At 66.0% G+C, this 19,872-nt stretch carries 13 protein-coding genes, 1 pseudogene and 1 riboswitch; all 14 genes and pseudogenes read right to left on the bottom strand.

Annotated elements, in window-relative coordinates; translation table 11 throughout:
- Positions 1-59: 59 nt before the first annotated feature.
- Positions 60-3,602, bottom strand: coding sequence for an urea carboxylase (uca, locus tag CK489_RS12125; RefSeq protein ID WP_095732484.1), 3,543 nt, complete (start codon positions 3,600-3,602; stop codon positions 60-62).
- Between the two features lie 3 nt (positions 3,603-3,605).
- The gene (locus CK489_RS12120; RefSeq protein WP_198960911.1) at positions 3,606-4,244 is read right to left on the bottom strand and encodes an urea amidolyase associated protein UAAP2; all 639 of its coding nucleotides are present in this window, start codon (positions 4,242-4,244) and stop codon (positions 3,606-3,608) included.
- Positions 4,241-5,086, bottom strand: a complete 846-nt coding sequence (locus CK489_RS12115; RefSeq protein WP_095732516.1) for an urea amidolyase associated protein UAAP1 — start codon at positions 5,084-5,086, stop codon at positions 4,241-4,243. The genes CK489_RS12120 and CK489_RS12115 overlap by 4 nt, the downstream gene beginning before the upstream one ends.
- A complete protein-coding gene (locus CK489_RS12110; protein ID WP_143278126.1) occupies positions 5,083-5,916 on the bottom strand; it encodes an ABC transporter ATP-binding protein in 834 nt (277 codons plus the stop codon). The genes CK489_RS12115 and CK489_RS12110 overlap by 4 nt, the downstream gene beginning before the upstream one ends.
- Positions 5,913-6,731 (bottom strand): ABC transporter permease, encoded by an 819-nt coding sequence (locus tag CK489_RS12105; protein ID WP_050630638.1) that lies wholly within the window; start codon positions 6,729-6,731, stop codon positions 5,913-5,915. The genes CK489_RS12110 and CK489_RS12105 overlap by 4 nt, the downstream gene beginning before the upstream one ends.
- A 34-nt stretch (positions 6,732-6,765) precedes the next feature.
- On the bottom strand, positions 6,766-7,839 hold the full coding sequence (locus CK489_RS12100; RefSeq protein ID WP_095732483.1) for a putative urea ABC transporter substrate-binding protein: 1,074 nt from the start codon (positions 7,837-7,839) through the stop codon (positions 6,766-6,768).
- A gap of 78 nt (positions 7,840-7,917) precedes the next feature.
- Positions 7,918-8,028, bottom strand: a riboswitch (guanidine-I (ykkC/yxkD leader).
- A gap of 298 nt (positions 8,029-8,326) precedes the next feature.
- Positions 8,327-8,971 (bottom strand): glutathione S-transferase family protein, encoded by a 645-nt coding sequence (locus CK489_RS12095; protein WP_095732482.1) that lies wholly within the window; start codon positions 8,969-8,971, stop codon positions 8,327-8,329.
- Positions 8,972-8,975: 4 nt separating this feature from the next.
- Positions 8,976-9,716: an SDR family NAD(P)-dependent oxidoreductase gene (locus CK489_RS12090; protein ID WP_095732481.1), complete on the bottom strand. Its 741-nt coding sequence runs from the start codon at positions 9,714-9,716 to the stop codon at positions 8,976-8,978.
- 64 nt (positions 9,717-9,780) lie between these two features.
- Positions 9,781-10,977, bottom strand: coding sequence for a CaiB/BaiF CoA transferase family protein (locus CK489_RS12085; protein ID WP_050630634.1), 1,197 nt, complete (start codon positions 10,975-10,977; stop codon positions 9,781-9,783).
- Between the two features lie 119 nt (positions 10,978-11,096).
- Positions 11,097-11,969: an AraC family transcriptional regulator gene (locus tag CK489_RS12080; protein ID WP_095732480.1), complete on the bottom strand. Its 873-nt coding sequence runs from the start codon at positions 11,967-11,969 to the stop codon at positions 11,097-11,099.
- Between the two features lie 167 nt (positions 11,970-12,136).
- Entirely contained in the window at positions 12,137-12,829 is a 693-nt protein-coding gene (locus CK489_RS12075; RefSeq protein ID WP_128089635.1) for a hypothetical protein, read from the bottom strand.
- Between the two features lie 79 nt (positions 12,830-12,908).
- Positions 12,909-13,487 (bottom strand): invasion associated locus B family protein, encoded by a 579-nt coding sequence (locus CK489_RS12070; RefSeq protein ID WP_095732478.1) that lies wholly within the window; start codon positions 13,485-13,487, stop codon positions 12,909-12,911.
- A pseudogene (locus CK489_RS12065) lies at positions 13,484-17,572 on the bottom strand (beta strand repeat-containing protein); the annotation flags it as partial. The gene CK489_RS12070 and the pseudogene CK489_RS12065, both read right to left, overlap by 4 nt.
- Before the next feature lie 705 nt (positions 17,573-18,277).
- Positions 18,278-19,165, bottom strand: a complete 888-nt coding sequence (locus CK489_RS12060) for a helix-turn-helix domain-containing protein (RefSeq protein ID WP_245350332.1) — start codon at positions 19,163-19,165, stop codon at positions 18,278-18,280.
- Positions 19,166-19,872 lie beyond the last annotated feature (707 nt).

The following is a 19,872-nucleotide window of genomic DNA, read 5'->3' as shown; positions in this document are numbered from 1 at the left end:
CTCGCGTGTTTGCGCGTGATCCTCTCGGAGAACCGTTCCGCGCTTTTCCCGATCGTGTCTTACCCTGGCCGTATCAACGCCACGACATCGCCCGACCGCAACGTCTGCCCCGGCTTCACCGGGACCGACGCGATGCGGCCCGCGGCGGGCGAGAGCACCGAGATCTCCATCTTCATGGACTCGATGATGGCCAGCACGTCGCCGGCCGCGACCTCGGCGCCCTCCTCGACCAGGATCTTCCAGATGTTGCCCGGCACTTCTGAGAACGCGCCGACCTGGCCGTCGGGAATTCCGGTCGCAACTGCGGCAGTCTCGATCGATTCCGCCGGCGCTTCGTCGAGCTTCATCTCGCGCCAGCGCTGGCGTTCGGCATCGAACGCGGCCTGCTGCGTCGCCTTGAATGCAGCGATCGACGGCTGCGTCGCGGCCAACTGCTTCGCATAGTCGGCGTAGGAGAATTCGTCCTGCTCGATCCTGATGTCGTACTGGCCGTGCGGGAACGCGGCGCGGGCGTCGAGCAGTTCGTCGGCATCGACCGGAAAGAAGCGGATCTTGTCGAAGAACCGCAGCAGCCAGGGATGACCCGGCTCGAACACTTTCGTCGTGCGCCAGCTGTTCCAGACCTGGATGGTGCGGCCGAACAGCTGATAGCCGCCCGGCCCTTCCATGCCGTAGATGCACATATAGGCGCCGCCGATCCCGACCGCGTTCTCCGGCGTCCAGGTCCGCGCCGGATTGTATTTCGTGGTCACCAGCCGATGCCTCGGGTCGAGCGGCGTCGCCACCGGCGCACCGAGATAGACGTCGCCGAGACCGAGCACGAAATAGTCGGCATCGAACACGATGCGGCGGACATCGTCCTCGCTACCGAGCCCGTTGATGCGGCGGATGAACTCGACGTTCGACGGACACCACGGCGCATCCGCGCGCACCAGCTCCTGATATTTGCGCATCGCGAGCTCGGCCTGCGGATCGCGCCATGACAGCGGCAGATGCACGGTGCGGCTCGGCACCCGCATCGCGTCGACAGCTGGCAATTCGCGCTCGATCCTGCGCAGCACGTCGAGCAGTTTTCCGCGCGACAGCGCCGTGCCGTCGTAGTGAATCTGGAGCGAGCGGATGCCGGGCGTCAGATCGATCAGGCCACCGAGCTTGGCTTCTTCCAGCGCCTGCGCCAGCACATGCACGCGCAGCCGCAGCGCGATGTCGAGCTCCATCGGGCCATACTCAACCAAGAGATTGTCGTCGCCGGCGCGGCGGTACACCACCGGGATCGGGCCGTCTTCGTTGCGGCCGACGATCGCCGAACCGAGCTCGGGCGCGCGCAGCACCGTGGGCCCGGCCACCGGATCGTCGCGTTTCACCGGAACGAAGCGAACGGTGTCGCCGGGTCGAAGCTGTCCGACCTTCCAGAGCTCGTCGCGCGCGACCACCGCCGGGCAGACGAAGCCGCCGAGGCTCGGCCCGTCGGGCCCGAGAATGATCGGCATGTCGCCGGTGAAATCGATCGAGCCGACCGCATAGGCGTTGTCATGGATATTGGACGGATGCAGCCCGGCCTCGCCGCCATCGGCACGCGCCCAGCGCGGCTTCGGCCCGATCAACCGCACGCCGGTGCGCGCGCTGTTGAAGTGCACCTCATAGCTCGCCGCAAACAGCGTCTCGATGTCCTCGTCGAGGAAAAAGTCCGGCGCGCCATGCGGACCGTAGACCACGCCGATCTGCCACGCCGATGTGAGCTTCGGCTGTTCGTCCTCCGTTGCGCGCCGAGGTGCGGCAAGGCCCGGCGTCTCGGCGCCGATATGCAGGACGTCGCCGGCCTTCAGCGCGCCCGTCGCATGGCCGCCGAATGCACCGAGCGCGAACACCGCACGCGAGCCAAGGATCTCGGGCACGTCGATGCCGCCACGCACGGCGAGATAGCTGCGCTGGCCCGGGCCCTTGATACTCCCGATGACCAGTGTCTGGCCGGCACGCACCGCGACCGGCTCGTCGTAGGCGATCTCGGCACCATCGAGCGATGCCTTCATGCGCGCACCAGCGAGCGCGACGATCGCATCGGAGTTGAAGCGCAAAGTCGGCCCGTTGACCGTCAGCTCCAGCGCGGTCGTTGCTTCCGGGTTGCCGACCACGCAATTGGCGAGACGAAACGACCGCTCGTCCATCGGACCGCTCGGCGGCACGCCGACATGCCAGAGGCGCAGCCGGCCCGGCAATTCCTGCACCCCGCTCTGCGCGCCGGGCGCGACGACATCGATGGTGCGCGGACGATAGGCGAATGCGCCCAGCACGCTGGTCGCGACCTGCCCGCTGCGGAACACGTCGGACGCCGCGATCGCGCGCAGATAATCGAGATTGGTCTCGATGCCGGCGACGACCGTGTCATCGAGCGCCTGCGTCAGCTTTGCGATCGCGGCCTCGCGCGTCTCGGCGGCAACGATGATCTTGGCCAGCATCGGATCGTAGAACGGCGTCACTTCGCTGCCGGTCTCGATCCAGCCGTCGATCCGTGCGTCCGGCGAGAACGTCACCTGCGTCAGCCGTCCCGCGCTCGGGCGAAAGCCGGCCCCCGGGTTCTCGGCATAGAGCCGCACCTCGATCGCCGCGCCTTTCGGCGTCGGCGTGCCCGCATGCCCCAGAACGTCCTCGCCCGCCGCCTGCCGGATCATCCATTCGACGAGGTCGACGCCGGTGACCTGCTCGGTGACGGGGTGCTCGACCTGGAGGCGGGTATTGACCTCGAGGAAGTAGAAATCCTCGCGCGCGACGTCGTAGATGAATTCCACGGTGCCGGCGGATTCGTAAGCAACGGCTTTGCCGAGCGCCACCGCGGCCGCATGCAGCCGCCGGCGGGTCTCGGCAGTGAGCCCCGGCGCGGGCGTCTCCTCAAAGACCTTCTGGTTGCGCCGCTGCAAGGAGCAGTCGCGCTCGCCGAGCGCGACCACATCGCCCTTGCCGTTGCCGAAGATCTGCACCTCGATGTGGCGCGCCTGGGCGACGAAGCGCTCGAGATAGACCCTGGCATCGCCAAAACTCGCGCGCGCCGTGCGCTGTACCGATTCGAATCTTTCGCGCAGTGTCGCCATATCGTGGCAGAGCTGCATGCCGATGCCGCCGCCGCCCGCCGTGCTCTTCAGCATCACCGGAAAGCCGATCCGCTCAGCCTCGCGCACCGCCTCGTCGATGGTCTCCAGCAGGCCAGAGCCCGGCAGCAGCGGCACGCCGCTCCGCTCGGCGATCTCACGTGCCTTGTGCTTGAGACCGAAAGCGTCGAGATGCTCCGGCCGCGGCCCGATGAAGCTGATGCCGTGCTCGGCGAGCCGCTCCGCAAAGCGGCGGTTCTCCGACAGGAAGCCGTAGCCGGGATGCACCGCCTGCGCACCGGTCGCGAGGCACGCCGCCATGATCGCATCGACGTCGAGATAGCTCTCGGCGGCGGGCGCCGGGCCGATGCGCACGGCCTCGTCAGCCTCGAGCACCGGCCGGGTGAAGCGGTCGGCATCGGAATAGACCGCGACCGAAGCGATGCCCATATGGCGCAATGTTCTGCCGATCCGCCCGGCGATCTCGCCGCGGTTGGCAATCAGGACCTTGCTGAACATGCCTCACGCCTCCGGCTCGAAGATCGTCACCTGGATCGGCGTCGGGAAGAAGCCGTTGCAGGGATTGTTGATCTGCGGGCAGTTCGAGATCAGGCACAGCACGTCCATCTCGGCGACCAGCTCGATGGCGTCGCCGGGCTTCGAGACACCGTCGACCACGGTGAAATTGCCGGCGGGGTCGATCGGCACGTTCATGAAGAAGTTCAGGTTCGGCACGATGTCGCGCTTCGACAACCCGTATTTCGCGGCCTCGATCACGAAGTTCTCGCGGCAGGCGTGCTGGTAGCGGGTCTGGTGCCCGAACCGCACGGTGTTGCTCTCGCAGGAACAGGCACCCGCCGACGTATCATGCAGGCCGCAACTGTCCGCCGTGACGCGCAGCATCACGCGGCCTTCGTTGGACATGATCCGTGTGCCGAGCCCGACATAGGCCGAGCCCTGCGCGCGCAGCGTATCCTGCCCGCTGTAGCGCTCGCCGAAATCACTGGCGCAATAGAACAGCGTATCGACCGCCTGCTGGCCATGGGTATCGGTGATGCGCAGGGTCTGCCCCTTGCGGACGATCGCCGACCACGGCTTTCGCGCGGCAATCTCAACGTCGAGAACAATACGGCCGTTGGCCTGAGCGGATTGCACGGTCATTGCATCGCTCCTTCGCTGGTCTCGCCGAAGTACAGTGCATTGTTCTCGAAGGCGCGGATTGCCTCCGCAGTCGCGGTGCGACACAGATCATCGGCCGCAGGCCCCTTGGCGCGATAGCGCACGATCTCCACGCTCGCCTGCGGGTAGCTCGAAGCGGGATCGAGCGGATGCGGACAGTTCGACAGCGCGATCAACAGATCCATCTCGGCGCGCAGATCGACGAAGTCGCCCTTGGCGCGGCGCGGCGCCGACCAGACAAATCTTCCATCCGCGTCGATCGCGACCGGCGCAAAGAAGCTGACGCAGGGATGCACGTCGCGGCGGTCGAGCCCGAGCTTGCTTGCTGCGAGAATGAAGTTGTCGCGCGTGTTGCGAAAATTGCCGTCGCCGTATTTCGCCTGGTTGGTGGCAGTGGTCGAGCCGCCGACCACAGCATCATGCGCGGCGCTGGTGTCCTCGGTGATGCCGAGCAGCGCCCGCCCCATGTCGGACAGCAGGACGCGTCCCTTCTGCAGCCGCGCCGCCCACTGCACCTTGATGGTGTCGGCGTGGTTCAGCCGTTCACTGGGATCGGACGCATTCCAGGCCAGCAGGCTGACCGTGGATGTCCCCGCCGTGTTGACGATGCGCAGCGCATCGCCACGGTTGAGCCGCGTGGTCCAGTACCAGCCGGCCGGAATAACCTCCCGGTGAATGATCGCGTCGGCAGCGATCGGCGCGGCGTCCCGCGACGTCGGCACTGGCAGCGCGCGCGGCGCATGCTCCTGCCCCGCTGCCTTCAGCTCGTTGTAGCGCCGCGTGTGCGCCGCGACCTCGGCCTTCTGTTCCTCTGTGAGGATCATGGTTGCTCCTTCAAGACGAGAGCGCCGGGCCGTCCCGGCTGATGCTCCTTGCCTGACCGGGTCGTCCCGGCCGGAGCTGATTGAACGATCGCGCGCGGCTCGGCGCTGCGGCGCGGGAAAATCTCGAGATCGCGCGACACCGTGGCGCCGTAGCGCTCGCGCTCCTCGGGCCGGTTGCGCGAACGCTCCAGCGCAATCACGCGCGTCGCGAGCCCGAATGCTTCGCTGAGATCATGCGTCACCATCACGACGGTGAGATGCGTCTCGTTCCACAGCCGCTTCATCAGGACATGGATATCGGCGCGGATACCCGGATCGAGTGCGCCGAATGGCTCGTCGAGCAAGAGAATCTTCGGACCGCGCATGATCGCCTGCGCCAGCGCGAGGCGCTGCTGCATGCCGCCCGACAGCGCCGACGGATATTTGCTCTCCTGACCGGCGAGGCCGACTTCGGCGAGCAGCTTCATGGCATCGTCGGCGGCGGCGCGCCGCGCAGCGCCGAACAACCGACCGGTGAACCTGGCGTCGCGCAACTCGCGGCCGAGCATGACGTTCTGCAGAACGGTGAGATGCGGAAACACCGAGTAGCGCTGGAACACCACGCCGCGGTCGGCGTCCGGTTCGCCCGGCAACGGTTTGCCGTCAACCAGGATTTGGCCGCGCGTCGGCTGCTCCTCGCCGAGCAGCATCCGCAGCAGCGTGGTCTTGCCGCAACCGGACGGGCCGACCAGCGCGATGAAGGCGCGCGGCTCGACCTCCATCGTGATGCGCTCGAGCACGATGTGGTCGCCGTATTCCTTCCAGACGTCGTCAAACCGGATCGCGCTCATTCCGCCCTCACCGAGGCAAACCAGGGAAACGCCTTGCGTTGCAGGACGCGCAGGCCGACATCGATCAGGAACGCCAGCAGCGTGATCCAGGCGACATAGGGGATGATGACGTCCATCGCGAGATAGCGGCGCACCAGGAATATCCGGTAGCCGAGCCCGGAATCCGAGGCGATCGCCTCGGCCGCGATCAGGAACAGCCACGCCGGGCCGAGCTGCAGCCGCAGCACGTCGATCAGCCGCGGCAGGGTTTGCGGCATCGCGACGCGCAGCGCGATCTGCCAGGTCGAGGCGCCGAGCGTCTGCGCCTTGACGATCTGCTCGCGCGGCAGCTCCTGCACCTTCATGGCAAGGTCGCGGACCATGCAGGGCAGCGTGCCGATCACGATCAGCGCGATCTTGGAATTCTCCCCTAGCCCCATCACGATGAACAGGATCGGCAACAATGCCAGCGGCGGCACCATCGAGGTCACCGACACGAACGGCCCTAGCAATGCATTGGCGCCCGGCAGCAGCCCGATCACGATGCCGAGCACCAACGCGGCCACCGTCGAGATCGCCAGCGCCGACCCCAGCCGCCCGAGGCTGGCGACGGTGTCGGACGCCATCAGATAGCTGCCGGTGCGCGGGTCGACCTCGAACGCCATCTGCTTGACCGCCTGCACCATGCTCGGCAGCGCCGGCAGCAGCTTGTCGTTCGGGTTCTGCGCGAGCCGCGCGCTGGAGCCGGCGAAGTAGGCGATTGCGACCAACAGGAACGGCAGCGCGAGCAGATAGAATCGCGTCTGCCGTCCCGGCCGTATGTTCACAAGTCGCATCGTCGGCTCCTGTCTGAGGACGGCGTTGAGCGCGTCAGAGCTTGCCTTTGGCGGCTTCGTCCATATAGGTCGGGTCGAAGCGCAGCTTGACGTTCGCCTTGTCGCCCAGCACCGACTTGTCGGCGAGCTCGATGCCGACGGCGTCGGCCGATTTAGCGCCCTTGCCGAGCAGGTCCTTCTCAAACAGGAACTTGCGGACCCGATCCATGGTCGCTCCGACGGTCTTGCTGCGCGTGAAGGCTTCGGCGTCGGTTGCCTTGTCGAACAGCTTGGTGGTCGAGAGCTGGCTGTCGAAACCGGCGAGGTCGGTGCCGGAGGCCTTGGCCATCGCCTCCTTGGCGGCCTTCGCCGCGGGATCGTTCGCGGTCATCCTGGACAGCGTCTCGTACCAGATGCCGACCAACGCCTTGGCGAAATCCGGATTGTCCTTGGCAACCGCGGTGTTCACCACCATCAGGTCCATGATCTCGCCGGGGATCTGCGAGGAATCGAACACCTTCTTGGCGTCGGGCGATCCGAGGATTTCGGTCACGATCGGATTCCAGGTCACGACCGCATTGACATCAGGCGTCTTGTAGGCGGCTGCGATGTCGGCATCCGAGGTGTTGACGACCTTGACGTCCTTCTCGCTGAGCTTGCTGGTCTCGAGCGCACGCGCCAGCAGATAATGCGACACCGAGAACTCGACCAGATTGACGGTCTGTCCCTTGATCGCCGCGAGGTCAGACTTGTTCTTCAGGATCACGGCGTCATTGCCGTTGGAGAAGTCACCCATCACGACCGCGGTCGTGTCGACGCCGCCGGCCGCCGGAATCGACAGCGCATCCATGTTGGTGATGGTAACGGCATCATAGCCGCCGGCGGTGTACTGGTTGATCGATTCGACGTAATCGTTGAACTGCTTGACCTCGATCGTGATGCCGTATTTGTCAGCCCACTTCTTGACGATGCCGGTGTCGGCCGCATAGCCCCACGGCATCCACCCGACATAGATCGACCAGGCGACCTTGAAATTCTTCTTCGGGGCAGCGTCGGCGGCGGGCGCGGCCGCGAGCGCAATTGCGCAGCCGATCACAACAGAGCGAAGGAAGAAAGAGAACTTGTTCATTGCCGATCCCTCTTGCGAAACTTCACAAAAAGGGACTGGCGAAAAGACCATCGCTCCGCCAATCCCTTGGCTAACGAGGTCTCCCGGGCTTTTATCCCGCCGTGCACCTGCGGGGATGTCTCCCCCGCAAGCGGCTGCTCTCGGACCAGCATCTTGCCTGGCAAGATCGGAACCCTAGCGGCCAACTCAGCGACTTTGATGCACGAGGCGTGCCACGGCGCCGGTATTTGAATCTCATGAGATTTTCCGGTGCGCTTGGCACGACCGCAATGACGCTCTGCTCAAAAACTACGCAGGCGTGCCCAGAAATGGCTCTGTCATTTTGCCGGCGACATCAGCACGATGACATCACTGCGACCGTCGAGGGGGATGTTCGATGCGCAAGCTCTTGGGTGTCCTGTGCGCCGGCCTCTGGCGCGGGCTGCACGGCCGTTACGGCCTAACGCCGACATGCGATATCGGCGGAGCAGACAGGCCGTAGGACCGGTCAGTTCTTCACGGTGTTGACCGCGACGCTCTCCTTGTAGGCCGGCCGCGCGGTGACCCGGTCGAGATAGGGCGTCGCGACATCGCAGACCCCGACGCCGTAATCGATGGCCCACACCAGGCAAGTCGTCAGCAGGATGTCCGCGCTGGTGAACTGATCGCCCATCAGATATTGGCGGCCATCGGACAGCGCCACTTCCACGTGCCTGAGCTGCTGGCGGAAATATTCCGCGGCCTTGCCGACCACGTCGGGCGCGTGGCCGTAGATATGCGCAAGACCCTGGAGGCCGTGGCGGCGCATCACGTAAAGGCTGGTCGAGTCCAGCTCGGCCACGATGAAGAAGCACCATTCCAGCCAGCGCGCGAAATCGCGCGCCGCGACCGGCACCAACGCAACATCGAGATTGGAATAGGTGCGTGCCAGATAGGCGACGATCGCGGCGCTCTCCCCGATCGTGAAGTCACCATCCTGCAGCAGCGGTATCTTCTGGCGCGGGTTCAGCTCCGTGTATTCGGGAGTCTTGGTCTCGCCCGAGCGCGGCAGGATCGGCCGGCAGCGATAGTCCAGGCCCAGTTCATGCAATGCCCAATGGGCCCGGATCGTCCGCGATGTCCCCACGCCCCACAGCGTCAGTGTCTCCGGCATGGCATCACCATTTCTCGACCGACGGCCGCAGGTCGAGCTCGTGGCTCCAGCCGTCGCGGCTTTGCTGGTGCACGAACCAGTAGGCCTCGGCGATGGAGGACGTCTTCGTCAGGGAATCCGGCGGGATCTCTGATGCCCCGATACCCCGATCGGCCATCCGCTGGTGAATGGCCGGACTGTCGACGCCGGCATCGATCAGCAGATGCGCGACATGGATGTTCTGCGGTCCGAGCTCGCGCGCCATCGCCTGGGCGACCGCGCGCAGGCCGAACTTGGCGGATGCGAATGCCGCAAAGCCGCTGCTGCCGCGCACGCTCGCGGTTGCGCCGGTGAACAGCATGGTGCCGCGACCATGCCGCAGCATATGCCGCGTCGCCTCGCGTCCGACCAGGAATCCGGCCATGCAGGCGAGCTCCCAGGCCTTGAAGAACAGCTTCTCGCTGGTCTCGTGCAGGTCTTTCTTCACGTTCGAGCCCGCATTGAACAGGCAGACCTCGATCGGCCCGATCTCGCGCTCGACCCGCTCGCAAAGCTCCTGCACCTCGGTCTCGCGCCGCGCGTCGACGCCGAACGCGTGCACCTTGCTTCCGGCGCCGGTCAGTTCCTCCACCAGCGTGCTCGATTTCGCCGGGTCACGCCGTGCGATGCAGACGGAGTAGCCGCCGGCGGCGAACCGCCGCGCGACCGCGGCGCCGATCGCATCGCCCGCGCCAACCAGCAACGCAGTCTTGTTCATCTCGGCCATAGGACATCTCCCACCGACGGCGGTTGTTCAGTTCAGGAATGGATACGTTGCGCGGCGCGGTCGCTCAGACCGCGCGCACGGCTTTCTGCGCGATCATCTCCGCGATGGCGGCTTCGCCGTAGCCGAGGTCAGACAGCACCTGCCTTGTATGCTGGCCGATGCGCGGGGCCGGGCCGCCGATCGCGGCGGCATCGACCTCGAACCGCGCCGCAGGCTTCGGCTGCCGCACGGTGCCGACCCCGGGCTGCTCCAGCTCGGCGATCAGCCCGCGCGCAACCACCTGCTCGTTGGCGATGATCTCGCCGCGCCGCAGGATCGGCGCGCAGGGCACGTCGGCCGCATCGAGCCGTGTCAGCCATTCGGCGGTGGTGTGCTTGCCGATATAGTCCTGCATCTTGTTGATGCGCGCGGTCGCATTGACCGAGCGCGACGCCGGCGTGGCGAAACGCTCGTCGGCGGCAAGCGCGGGATCGCCGGTCGCCTTGCAGAAGCCCTGCCATTCCGAATCGGAGATCGTCCCGCAGGTGAGATAGCCGTCCGAGGTCTGAAACACGAGATCGGGACGATCGTTCGGATCCGAGGTGGTCTGCTCCCGGCCGACCACGGTGTATTGCATCATGCCCTCCGGCCAGAGATAGGCGACCATCGCGTCGAGCATCGCCACCTGGATATGCTGGCCGCTGCCGGATTTTTCCCGGGCGTACAGCGCCGCTGTGATTGCCTGCGCGGCATAGACCGCCGTCGTCTTGTCGGCCACGATGGTCCGGATCATCTGCGGACGGTTGGTCACCGGCTGCGCCTGGATATCGCAGAAGCCCGACAGCGCCTGAACGATCGGGTCATAGACGCGCTTCTTGGCATAAGGCCCGTCCTCGCCGACGCCGCTGATCGAGACATAGATCAACCGCGGATTCTTGCTGCGCACCTCGTCCGGACCGAGCCCGAGACGTTCCATCGTGCCTGGCCGGAAATTCTGCACCAGCACGTCGGCCTGCAGCACCAGCTTGCCCAGCACGTCCCGGCCGGCATCGGTCTTCATGTCGATCGAGAGCGACCGCTTGCCGCGGTTCGACGAGATGAATAATGCCGAGAACTCGCCGGTCTTGTCGACATTGGCCCGGCTGCGGCGGGTGATGTCGCCGCCAATCGGTTCGACCTTCAGGACATCCGCGCCCTGATCGGCCAGGAACATCGTCGCGAACGGGCCAGAAACGACACCGGTCAGATCAAGTACGCGAACTCCCGCCAATGGCCCTGGCATGCTTGGTTTCCTTCTCAGATGTGCTGAGGCGACCAGCCCCGCGCGCAACTCCGGCTTACGCCAGCGCATCCGCGCCCGCTTGCGGGAAATCGCCGCGACTTGCAGAAAAGCGCCGAAACTCAGGCGCGGCGCTGCTGCCGGAATGTGGATGGGCTTACGCCCGTCGCCTGCCGGAACGCCGACGAGAAATGCTGGGCGTGGCTGAAGCCCGACGCCAGCGCGATGCTGGTGAGGCTCTCGTTGGTCTCGCCGAGGCGGCGCTTGGCCGATTCAATGCGCAGACCGAGCACATAGCGGTGCGGGCTGGTGCCGATGCTCTCCTGGAAGGCGCGCAGGAAATGCCGCTTGCTCAGGCCTGCGACATCCGACAGCGCCGACAGCGAGATGGTCTCGTCGAGATTCGCCCGGACGAACTCCTCGATCTTCCGCAGCTTCAGCGCCGGCAATCCGCCGCGGCTCAGCGGCTTCGGCGGTGCCACGCCGCACGACAGCCGCGCCATGTGGGCCAGCGCCTGGCTGGCCCAGCCCTCGGCGAACAGATCGAACAGATTGTCTGGCGTCGCGGCTTCCTCGCTGAGTTCGGCGAGGCCGCGGCAGAGCTGGGCGTGGCCGAACGCAATCGCCGGCCGTTCGATCACGCCGTTCAAGCGGCTCTGCACGAACGTTGGATCGAGGAACACGACGACATAGTCGAATGCGGGCCCGACCGACCATTCGCCCTCGATCTCGGTGCCGGCGGGAAACAGCGCGAGATTTGCCGCCTCGGAAAAATCGTACTCGACGGGCCGGCCGTTGATCGTGGCCCGCAACCGTGAGCAGCCGTTGCGGAACCAGAACAGGGTCAGCTCGGGCTGGCGGAAGTGCCAGTTCATGCGGGGGCGCGAGGTTCGGCTGAGCAGTTCGACCCTGATCGGCTTCGACCGCGCGATGACGGACGACACAAGCTCACCGCCGACCTGGCGGACAAACTGGCCCCGACGCGCTTCCTCCATGGACATCTCCTCCGCGTTCGGCACGGATGGTAAGTTCCAAATCAGAATTGACGATCCGGAGCAGGAAATCCAGCCCTTTCTCGGCTGATCGCCAAGATGTTAGCGGGCAGCTGCAGAGGAGCCTGGCCAAGGAGGGCTGTATGCGAGGAGGCGCAGCTCGCGCCGAACTACCCCGCGATCCGCAGCGCGGTCACGGCGACGCAGGCATTGCCGAACGGAATCAGCACCACCTGCGCGCCGTTCGGCAACGCCGACGTCGCGAGTTCCCCGAGTGCGCCGTTCTGCCCGTTGAGCTTGGCGAGTTCGGCGGCAACCGTCGGGCAGCTCTCGGTCCGCGGTGTCACCCGCACCAGATTGCCCTCGCAGGACGACCCGACCGGCGCGGCAAACACAACCCCGGCGGCCTGTTGGCTGGCACTGCCCTGCGGGGCCTGATTGCCCTGCGGGGCTTGGTTCGGTGCGAGCGCGACCAACGACTGCACCGAATGGGCATTGCCGGCCTTGGCGTCCCATTGTGACTGCGCGGTGTAGGTGGAGTTCATCGCAATTCCACGGCCGAGCGTCCCGAACAGATTGGCGCAGGTCACGATGTTGGCCTGCCGCGCCTGATCATCGAACACCGTCGGTTGCTGCCCCGCCTGCTGCGGCGGAACTGCTGCGGCGGCAGCGGGCGGTGTCTGCGCTTCCGGCGCACGCGACTTGTGCGGCTGCGGCTTGGCTGCGGCGGGCTTCTTGGCCGGAGCCGGTGCAGCCGGCTGCAATGGTACTGGCTGCGCCTGCTGCGCATAGACCACGACGCCGGCGGCACCGAGCGCGGCCACGACGACCGCAACAAAGATCAATCCAAGGGTGCGCCGCATCGGCCATCCGTCCTTTTCACTTTGCGCTTCAGTCTCGAGCCGGATCCGGGAATTCCACATCCGCATGTCCGATCTCGCTTCATTTGAGTTTCGCCAGCACGCCGGACAATCCGTCCAGCGGCGCCTCCAGCGTGATCGGCCCGCCCTGCGGAAGCGGATAGGACACGAGGCACGGCGTCGCCGCGCGGATGTGCCGCCGCAGCACGTTGCCGATCGCGATCGTGGCGAAGCAGAAATTGGTGTCGCAGCGATCGGTCTGCGCGACGATGCGGTCGGGGCTGTCGCCCATCGCAAGCTCGATCTGCGCGCCGACCCCGGCGACTGCCGGAATCCGCATCGCCATCAGCGGCTTGCCGTCGGCGGTCGCGATCAGCGACCAGTTGAAGGCGACCGCGCCTTGCGCGTTGACGATCGACTGCGTGACGTTGCAGACCCGGCGCTTCGATTTCAGGCTCTCGTCGCAGATCAAGGTCCAGTTCTTGAACGGCTGGATCATCCGCCTGAACTCGCCGAGCGTCTCGCCTTCCGGCACCATGACGTCCGACGGCTTCACGGTGTAGGCGGGAGGCGACGCCGACTGCGCGGCCGCGCCTGCCGCCGCCGCGAGCCAGATCGCCAACGCCAGACACGCCAGCCGCCTCGTCGAGGTCAGGGTCAATTGAGCGTCAGGCTCAAGCCGGCGCTGACACCCCAGTCGCCACCGGCGGTCGTCGCCGCGGCGTTGGTGCGCAGCCGGCCGTTCTCGCTGGTGTAGCCGATGCCGAAGGCGAGCGCGCCCTGGCTGCGCCAGACGCCACCGCCGGCCGACGCGCTGATCTTGCCGGGCCGGTCGTCATAGCGCAGCGATGCCGCCGCCATGCCGATCGCCGCCGCGCGCCAGGCGTCCTGCCGCACCTCGCCGATCTGGCCGTTAAGCTGCTGGAACGCACTGTTGAGCTGGTTGACATTGACCGCATCGGTTCCGGCGACGCCCGCCGCGACGTTGCTGATGGTTACCGGCCCGCCGTTGCCGCTGTTCAGCGTCACCTTGTTCGTGGTGTTGCCGGAAGCATCGGTGTCGTAACGGATCGAGCTCGAGGCAACCGCCTGGAGCTGGCTGACATTGACCGCATCGGTCGCGGCCGAGCCGGCAGCGACATTGGTGACGCGGCGCTCGGCGCCGGACGAGCCGACCGACACTTCGCCGGTCGCAACCCCCGCGACGCTCTTGCCGACCACCGGCGTATAGGCCGCATCGCTCAGATTGGCCGTGGTGGTCGCGTTCGCGCCGAGCGCGAGCGAGTTGGCCGAAGTCGCCTTGGCGCCGGCGCCGATCGCGACCGAATTGTCGCCCGAAGCGGCCGAGCCGTTACCCATCGAGATCGCGTTCGCCCCGCTTGCGACCGACTTCGGCCCGATCGCGACACTCTCCGCGCCGGTCGCGATGGAATCCGCCGCGGTCGAATTGGCGTGGAAATATTTCACGCCGCCACCGCCGGTCGAGATGTTGTTGACCGTGGTATAGAGCGCGGCGAGCGAGGTGTTGGTGGCCCAGAGCTGCGAGCCGTTGATCGCATCCGTCGAGGTCGCGTTGATCTGGCCCGCGGCGACGTTGGTGATGGTGCGCTCGGCCCCGGCGCTGCCGACGCTGACCGTCGAGGTTGGATTGGTGCCGGCGAAGTCGTAGGTGGTGCCGGCGATCGTGGTGTTGGCGGTCTTGACCACCGCCTGTGTGGTCGAGTTGGCGCCGAGCGCGACGTCGCCGGCCTGCGCGGTCGCCTTGGCATTCGGGCCGAGCGCGACACTGGTCGGGTTGGTGGTCTGGGATCCGGCGCCGATCGACACCGACTGGATGCCGCTCGCCTGGGCGTTGGTGCCGAACGCAATCGAATCGGAGAAGTTGGACACCGAGTTCTGGCCGATGGCGATGCCGCCGGGTGCGGTCTGCGCCACGGTTGCGCCAAATCCCATGCCGATACCGTTGTCGCCATTGACCACGGTCTGCGGTCCGACCGCGACCGAGTTGTTGCCGACCGCGAGCGAGTCGGCGAGCGTTGAGTTGGCGTGGAAGTATTTCGTCGTCGTGGTCGCGAACGACGACAGCGCGCCGGTCAGCTGCCGCACGGTGACGGCGTCGCTCGACTGGGTGCCGTCGGCGACGTTGGTGATCTGCCGATAGCTCGTCGCATTGCCGACCGACACCGCCCCGAGCAGCGTGAGATCGGTGGTGTTGTAGGGGATGATGGTGCCGCCGATGATGCCGGAAGCCGGCGCGACGGCGCGATTCGAGATCGACCCCGAGCCGATCGCGACGCCGTCGGCAACCGTGGCCTGGGTGTTGAAGCCGAGCGCGGTGGAGTTCGCCGCGGTCGCCGATGCTGCGACGCCGGCTGCCATCGAGTTGGTGCCGGTCGCGCCGTTGTTGTTGTAGTTGGCCTGCTGGGTGCCGCCGTCGTTGTAGCTGTAATAATGTGTCAGGCCGTTGTTGACGATGGTCGAGAGGCTGTCGATCGCGGACGTCGCGGCAAACAGCTGCGAGCCGTTGATGGCGTCGGTCGAGCCGTTGCTGATGCGTCCCGCGGCGACATTGGTGATGGTGCGCTCGTTGCCGACCGAGCCGACGCTGACCGTCGAGAGCGGTGTCGTGCCGGCGAAGCCGTAGGTATTGCCGCCAATGACGATGCTGGCGGTTTGAACCGCCGCGGCGGTCTGGCTGCCGGAGCCGAGCGCGACAGCGCCGGCGTTGCTCGCCGTGGCGTTGGCGCCGAGCGCAAGCGAATTGGCCTGGCTGGCCGTCGCGGACGTACCGCCGGCAAACGAGCTGGCGCCCGATGCCGTCGCACTGGCGCCGACCGCGGTGGATGCCGAGCCCGACGCGGTGGTCTGAGTGCCGAGAGCAATTGAATCGCGACCGGATGCCTTCGGACCGCCACCAAAGGCGTCGCCGATCGCGATAGCGCCATCATTCGTTGCCTGCCCCGCACCGACGGCAATCGCGCCGGTCAGCGGCTGATTGCTGAGCGACGAGGCAAGCGCGCCCGAACCGATTGCCGTGTCGGATGATGCCCGTGCCGCGGCGCCAGTGCCAACCGCGACACTGCTCACGCCGGCGGCACTCGCACTGACGCCAGCCGCGAGTGCGTTGGCGCCGGTGGCTCCGGCGTTGTTGTAGTTGGTGTCCGTTCCCGGCGTCGTGCTATTGACGCTGTAGTCGTGGATCGCGCCGGCTGTGATCTGACTCGAGAGCGTATTGGCGACGCTATAGAGCTGCGAGCCGTTGATGGCGTCGGTCGAGGTCTGCGTGACCCGGCCTGCCGCGACGTTGGTGATGGTGCGCTCGGCGCCGACCGCGCCGACGCTGATCGTGGACCCGGGCGTGGTGCCGGCGAAGTTGCCAAACGTGATGCCGTTGACGACGGCATTTGGCGTGCCGACCGCGGCAGCGGTGACGCTGCCGGAGCCGAGCGCGACATCGCCGGATTTTGCCGCCGCCGTGGCGCCATCGCCCAATGCGATATTGCCGGCAAGACCGGCGGCACCCGCGGTGGAGCCGTTGCCGAGCGCCACCGAGCCCTGCCCGATCGCCTTGTTGTTGTTGCCGATCGCGACCGCACCGTTGGCTTGGTTGGCGGCGGTGGCGCTGGCCGTGCCGTCGCTGTTGGCGATGTTATTGGCGCCGCCGGTGAATGCGCCGGTGCCGCTGGCATAGCTGGGATCGCCGATCGAAACCGCGCCGTTGCCGTAAGCGGTGTTGTTCGCGCCGATCGAGACGGCCTGCCCGCCGGAGGCCGTCGAATTGGTGCCCAGGGCGACCGCATTGGCGGAGCTGGCCGCCGCATTGTTACCGACAGCGATGGCGCTCGTGGCCGACGCATTGGCGCCGATGCCGAGCGCGGTGCTGCCGATTCCGCTGGCGCTGGCGCTGACGCCGGCCGCGAGAGAATTGTCTCCCGTCGCCTTCGCTCCAGATCCTAATGAGGAGGCATTTTGGCCGCTGGCAACGGCCGTGTTGCCGACCGCAGTGCTGGCGGCGGCACTCGCATTTGAGGCGGTGCCGATCGCCAGCGAACTTGTGCCGGCGGCGCTTGCCCCAACGCCGGTCGCGAGCGAATTGATACCGGCGGATGCCGCATTGTTGCCGATCGCGATGCCGCCTGTCGCCGCACTGTTGACGATGGCGCCTGATCCAATCGCGACCGAGCCCCCGGTGCTCAGCGCCTGCGCCTGATTGCCCAATGCAACGCTGAAATCCGCGCTCGCTTTTGCGAGGTTGCCAGCGGCCAACGAGCTGGTGCCGGTGGCCTGGGCCACGGTTCCGATCGCGGTTGCGTTGTCACCGCCGCCGTTCGCATTGATGCCCAAAGAGATTGCTTGAACACCGGTGGAGAGCGCCCCACCGCCGATCGCTGTGCTGTTCACACCTCTAGCACTCGCTGACTCGCCCAAAGCCAGAGTATTTTGTTGGTTCGCGACCGCTCCCTGACCCAAGGCGATTGCATTGACGGCACTTGCGTTTGCGAGATACCCCATGGATACGGCCCCGATACCCGAGGCGGCAGCTCCGTTGCCGATAGCGGTAGACTGATTGGCCGTCGCTGTGGCCGATGTTCCAAAGGCACTGGCTCCGGTTGCCGTTGCAGAAGCCGTGGTGCCGACAGAGGTTGCCCACGGCCCCGTTGCCACCGCGGCATTGCCGATCGCGATCGCTTCGAAGGTGTTGCCGGCGGGCCCGTTCCCACTTGCGTTAGAGTTGACGCCGATGGCGATCGGGGAGCCGCCGCTGGCCCCCGCGACCGCCTGGGCGCCAGTTCCGATTCCGACTTGCGAACCGCTGCCGCCGGTGGTCGCACCGCCAAGGTTCACGGTGCCAGCGCTCGCTGCCGACGTCGCGGCGATCATGATCGCGAATCCACCGAGCGTTGCGGCCATCGTCGAACTGAACCCGCCGATACCCAGCGACCCGAGCCCGAGCCGGTCGCGCTTCACGCCAAGCATCCGATGCGCCTGACGCAGTACGGTGAGCAACCGGCGCCGCAGCGAGCGGCTGTCCACGTCACCAGACGCAACCCAGCTCCGCACGAAGCCGGTGCGGCCTTGACGCTTCAGCAACGCGGTTGGAGTCTGTGCGACAGCCATGGTGCTTCCCCTTTATGACATCTGGTCCAGACGTCGGGGGTGCTGTGCCGCAGCAGACCGAATGCGTCCCATCGGACACGCATATGGAGACATCATGAGCGCGCGATCCGCGCTCGTCTTCCGGTCCTGGCGAACGATGTGTCGAACTCAGCGAGCGCATCTTGCCACCCAGCGCTCGCTCGACTGCCCCACCAATTTGCCCCGAGTCGTCATAACGGAAAATGATAGACACATATTTGACAACGTCACTCAGCAGGCCGTCCAAATAGCGGGCAGATCGTCTCACAAGTTGAATGATTTATCCGATGCACCGTGTGGTGATGTCTCAGGTTCTCAACCGGCAGTTGATCGTCGACGCGCGCGTTCGCGCATCTCGCGCGGGCTGACACCGAACTCACGGCGAAACGCGCGCGTGAAATCCGATGCCAGCTTGAAGCCGTGGCGATAGGCGATCTCCTGCACTTGCCGGTCGGTGGACGCGACGAGTTCGGCATGCGCCGCGCGCAGCCGCTTGCGCAGGATGTAACCGGCGACGCCGCCAACGCTCTCGAATGCACGGTAGAGGGCAGAGCGCGATATCCGCAATTGCTGCGCAATGCGATCCGGCGTCAGATCGAAGTCGCCGAGATGTGTCTCTATATAAAGACGCGCACGCTCGAACAGCACCGACTCGATCGCGCCGCGCGCCTGCTCCAACCGGTCCGAGGACAGCTGAATGCACGCGGCGATCATCTGCGCGGTCGCCCGTCCGGCCTGCCGCAACTCCTCCGGGGACATCAGGATCAGGCGCGTCTCCAGCCTGTCGAGATAATCGGTCAACAGCTCGACCAGATTGCCAGAGAGCAGAATGTTGCAGGCGTCGTTGAGCTGATCCGCCACGCCCGTGAATGACCTACGCGGCAAGGCCAGCACCAGGCCATCATAGTTGGTGATGCTGCCGCGGAAATCGTCGTCGAGCGAGATCAGAAACATCGCGCCTGGACCCGCGTGAATCCGCCGATCGACGGTTTCGAAGCGGGCTTCGCCGGCGCGCACGCGAAACAGCCACCAGATATCGACCGGCGCGCCCTGCAACGGCGCGGCGGCGCGCGCGAATGTCTGCGCGGCAAAGCGCCCGGATGTGAAGACGACATCGGCCATGTTGCAGGTCAGGTACTCCACCTCGAACCCGTGCTCGGGGCGGTGGCTTTCCGGTGGCGCAACGTCGATCAGCGAGGCCATGCGCGTCTTCCAGACTTCGAACTGCTCCGACGGCGGATAGGGTCGTGTCGTGAAAAGCCGCGGCGGCGCCGGGGCTATGTCCCTGATGTCTCGGGGTTCGCGCGGCAAGGGAACTTGTTCCAGGAGCTTCGCTGCGCTCACCGGCGTGTTGTCGTCTTGTTGCATGTACTTTCGTCCCCCGCTGTCGCAAACGACGAACGTCGTCTCAACGAGGGGGCATTCCCAAGGTTGCGTCGCCGGCCACTGACGGGCTGGCGAATTTCTGGCGGATGAATTTCTGGCGGACGAGGAAGCAGCATTGTCTGGATGCGGACATCACCCGCTTATGCCGGCCGCTCCTGATAGGGCCGATGGTTCCTGCGGCAGTCGTGCTCACACATGGCATTCATCATTGTCGCGTCATTGCGTAGTCGCGTCACAGCCGAATCCGACTCGGAAGCTCCGTCACCGAGCTGGTTTAACTGATCTAGACAACAATCTGCGCGAGAACCAGAGCGGCGGCAACGCGGCACCGTGAAGAAAGCGAGAATAACATTCGTACGATGCGATCCGGCAACGCATGCTCGCAGAGTCTTCAGAAAATTCTCTCGATCTCCACGCCGGGACGAAACGACTGCCGCAAGTGCTGCGCGATCTAAGCACGGTAGATGACATATCGCAGAATCTCCGACGCAGCATTTCGTTGGCGACGCAGGACGCGTGCCTAA

It is taken from the genome of Bradyrhizobium sp. UFLA03-84 (genome assembly GCF_002289535.1).
GTDB lineage: Bacteria > Pseudomonadota > Alphaproteobacteria > Rhizobiales > Xanthobacteraceae > Bradyrhizobium > Bradyrhizobium viridifuturi.
This window is presented reverse-complemented; position numbering and strand designations above follow the sequence as displayed.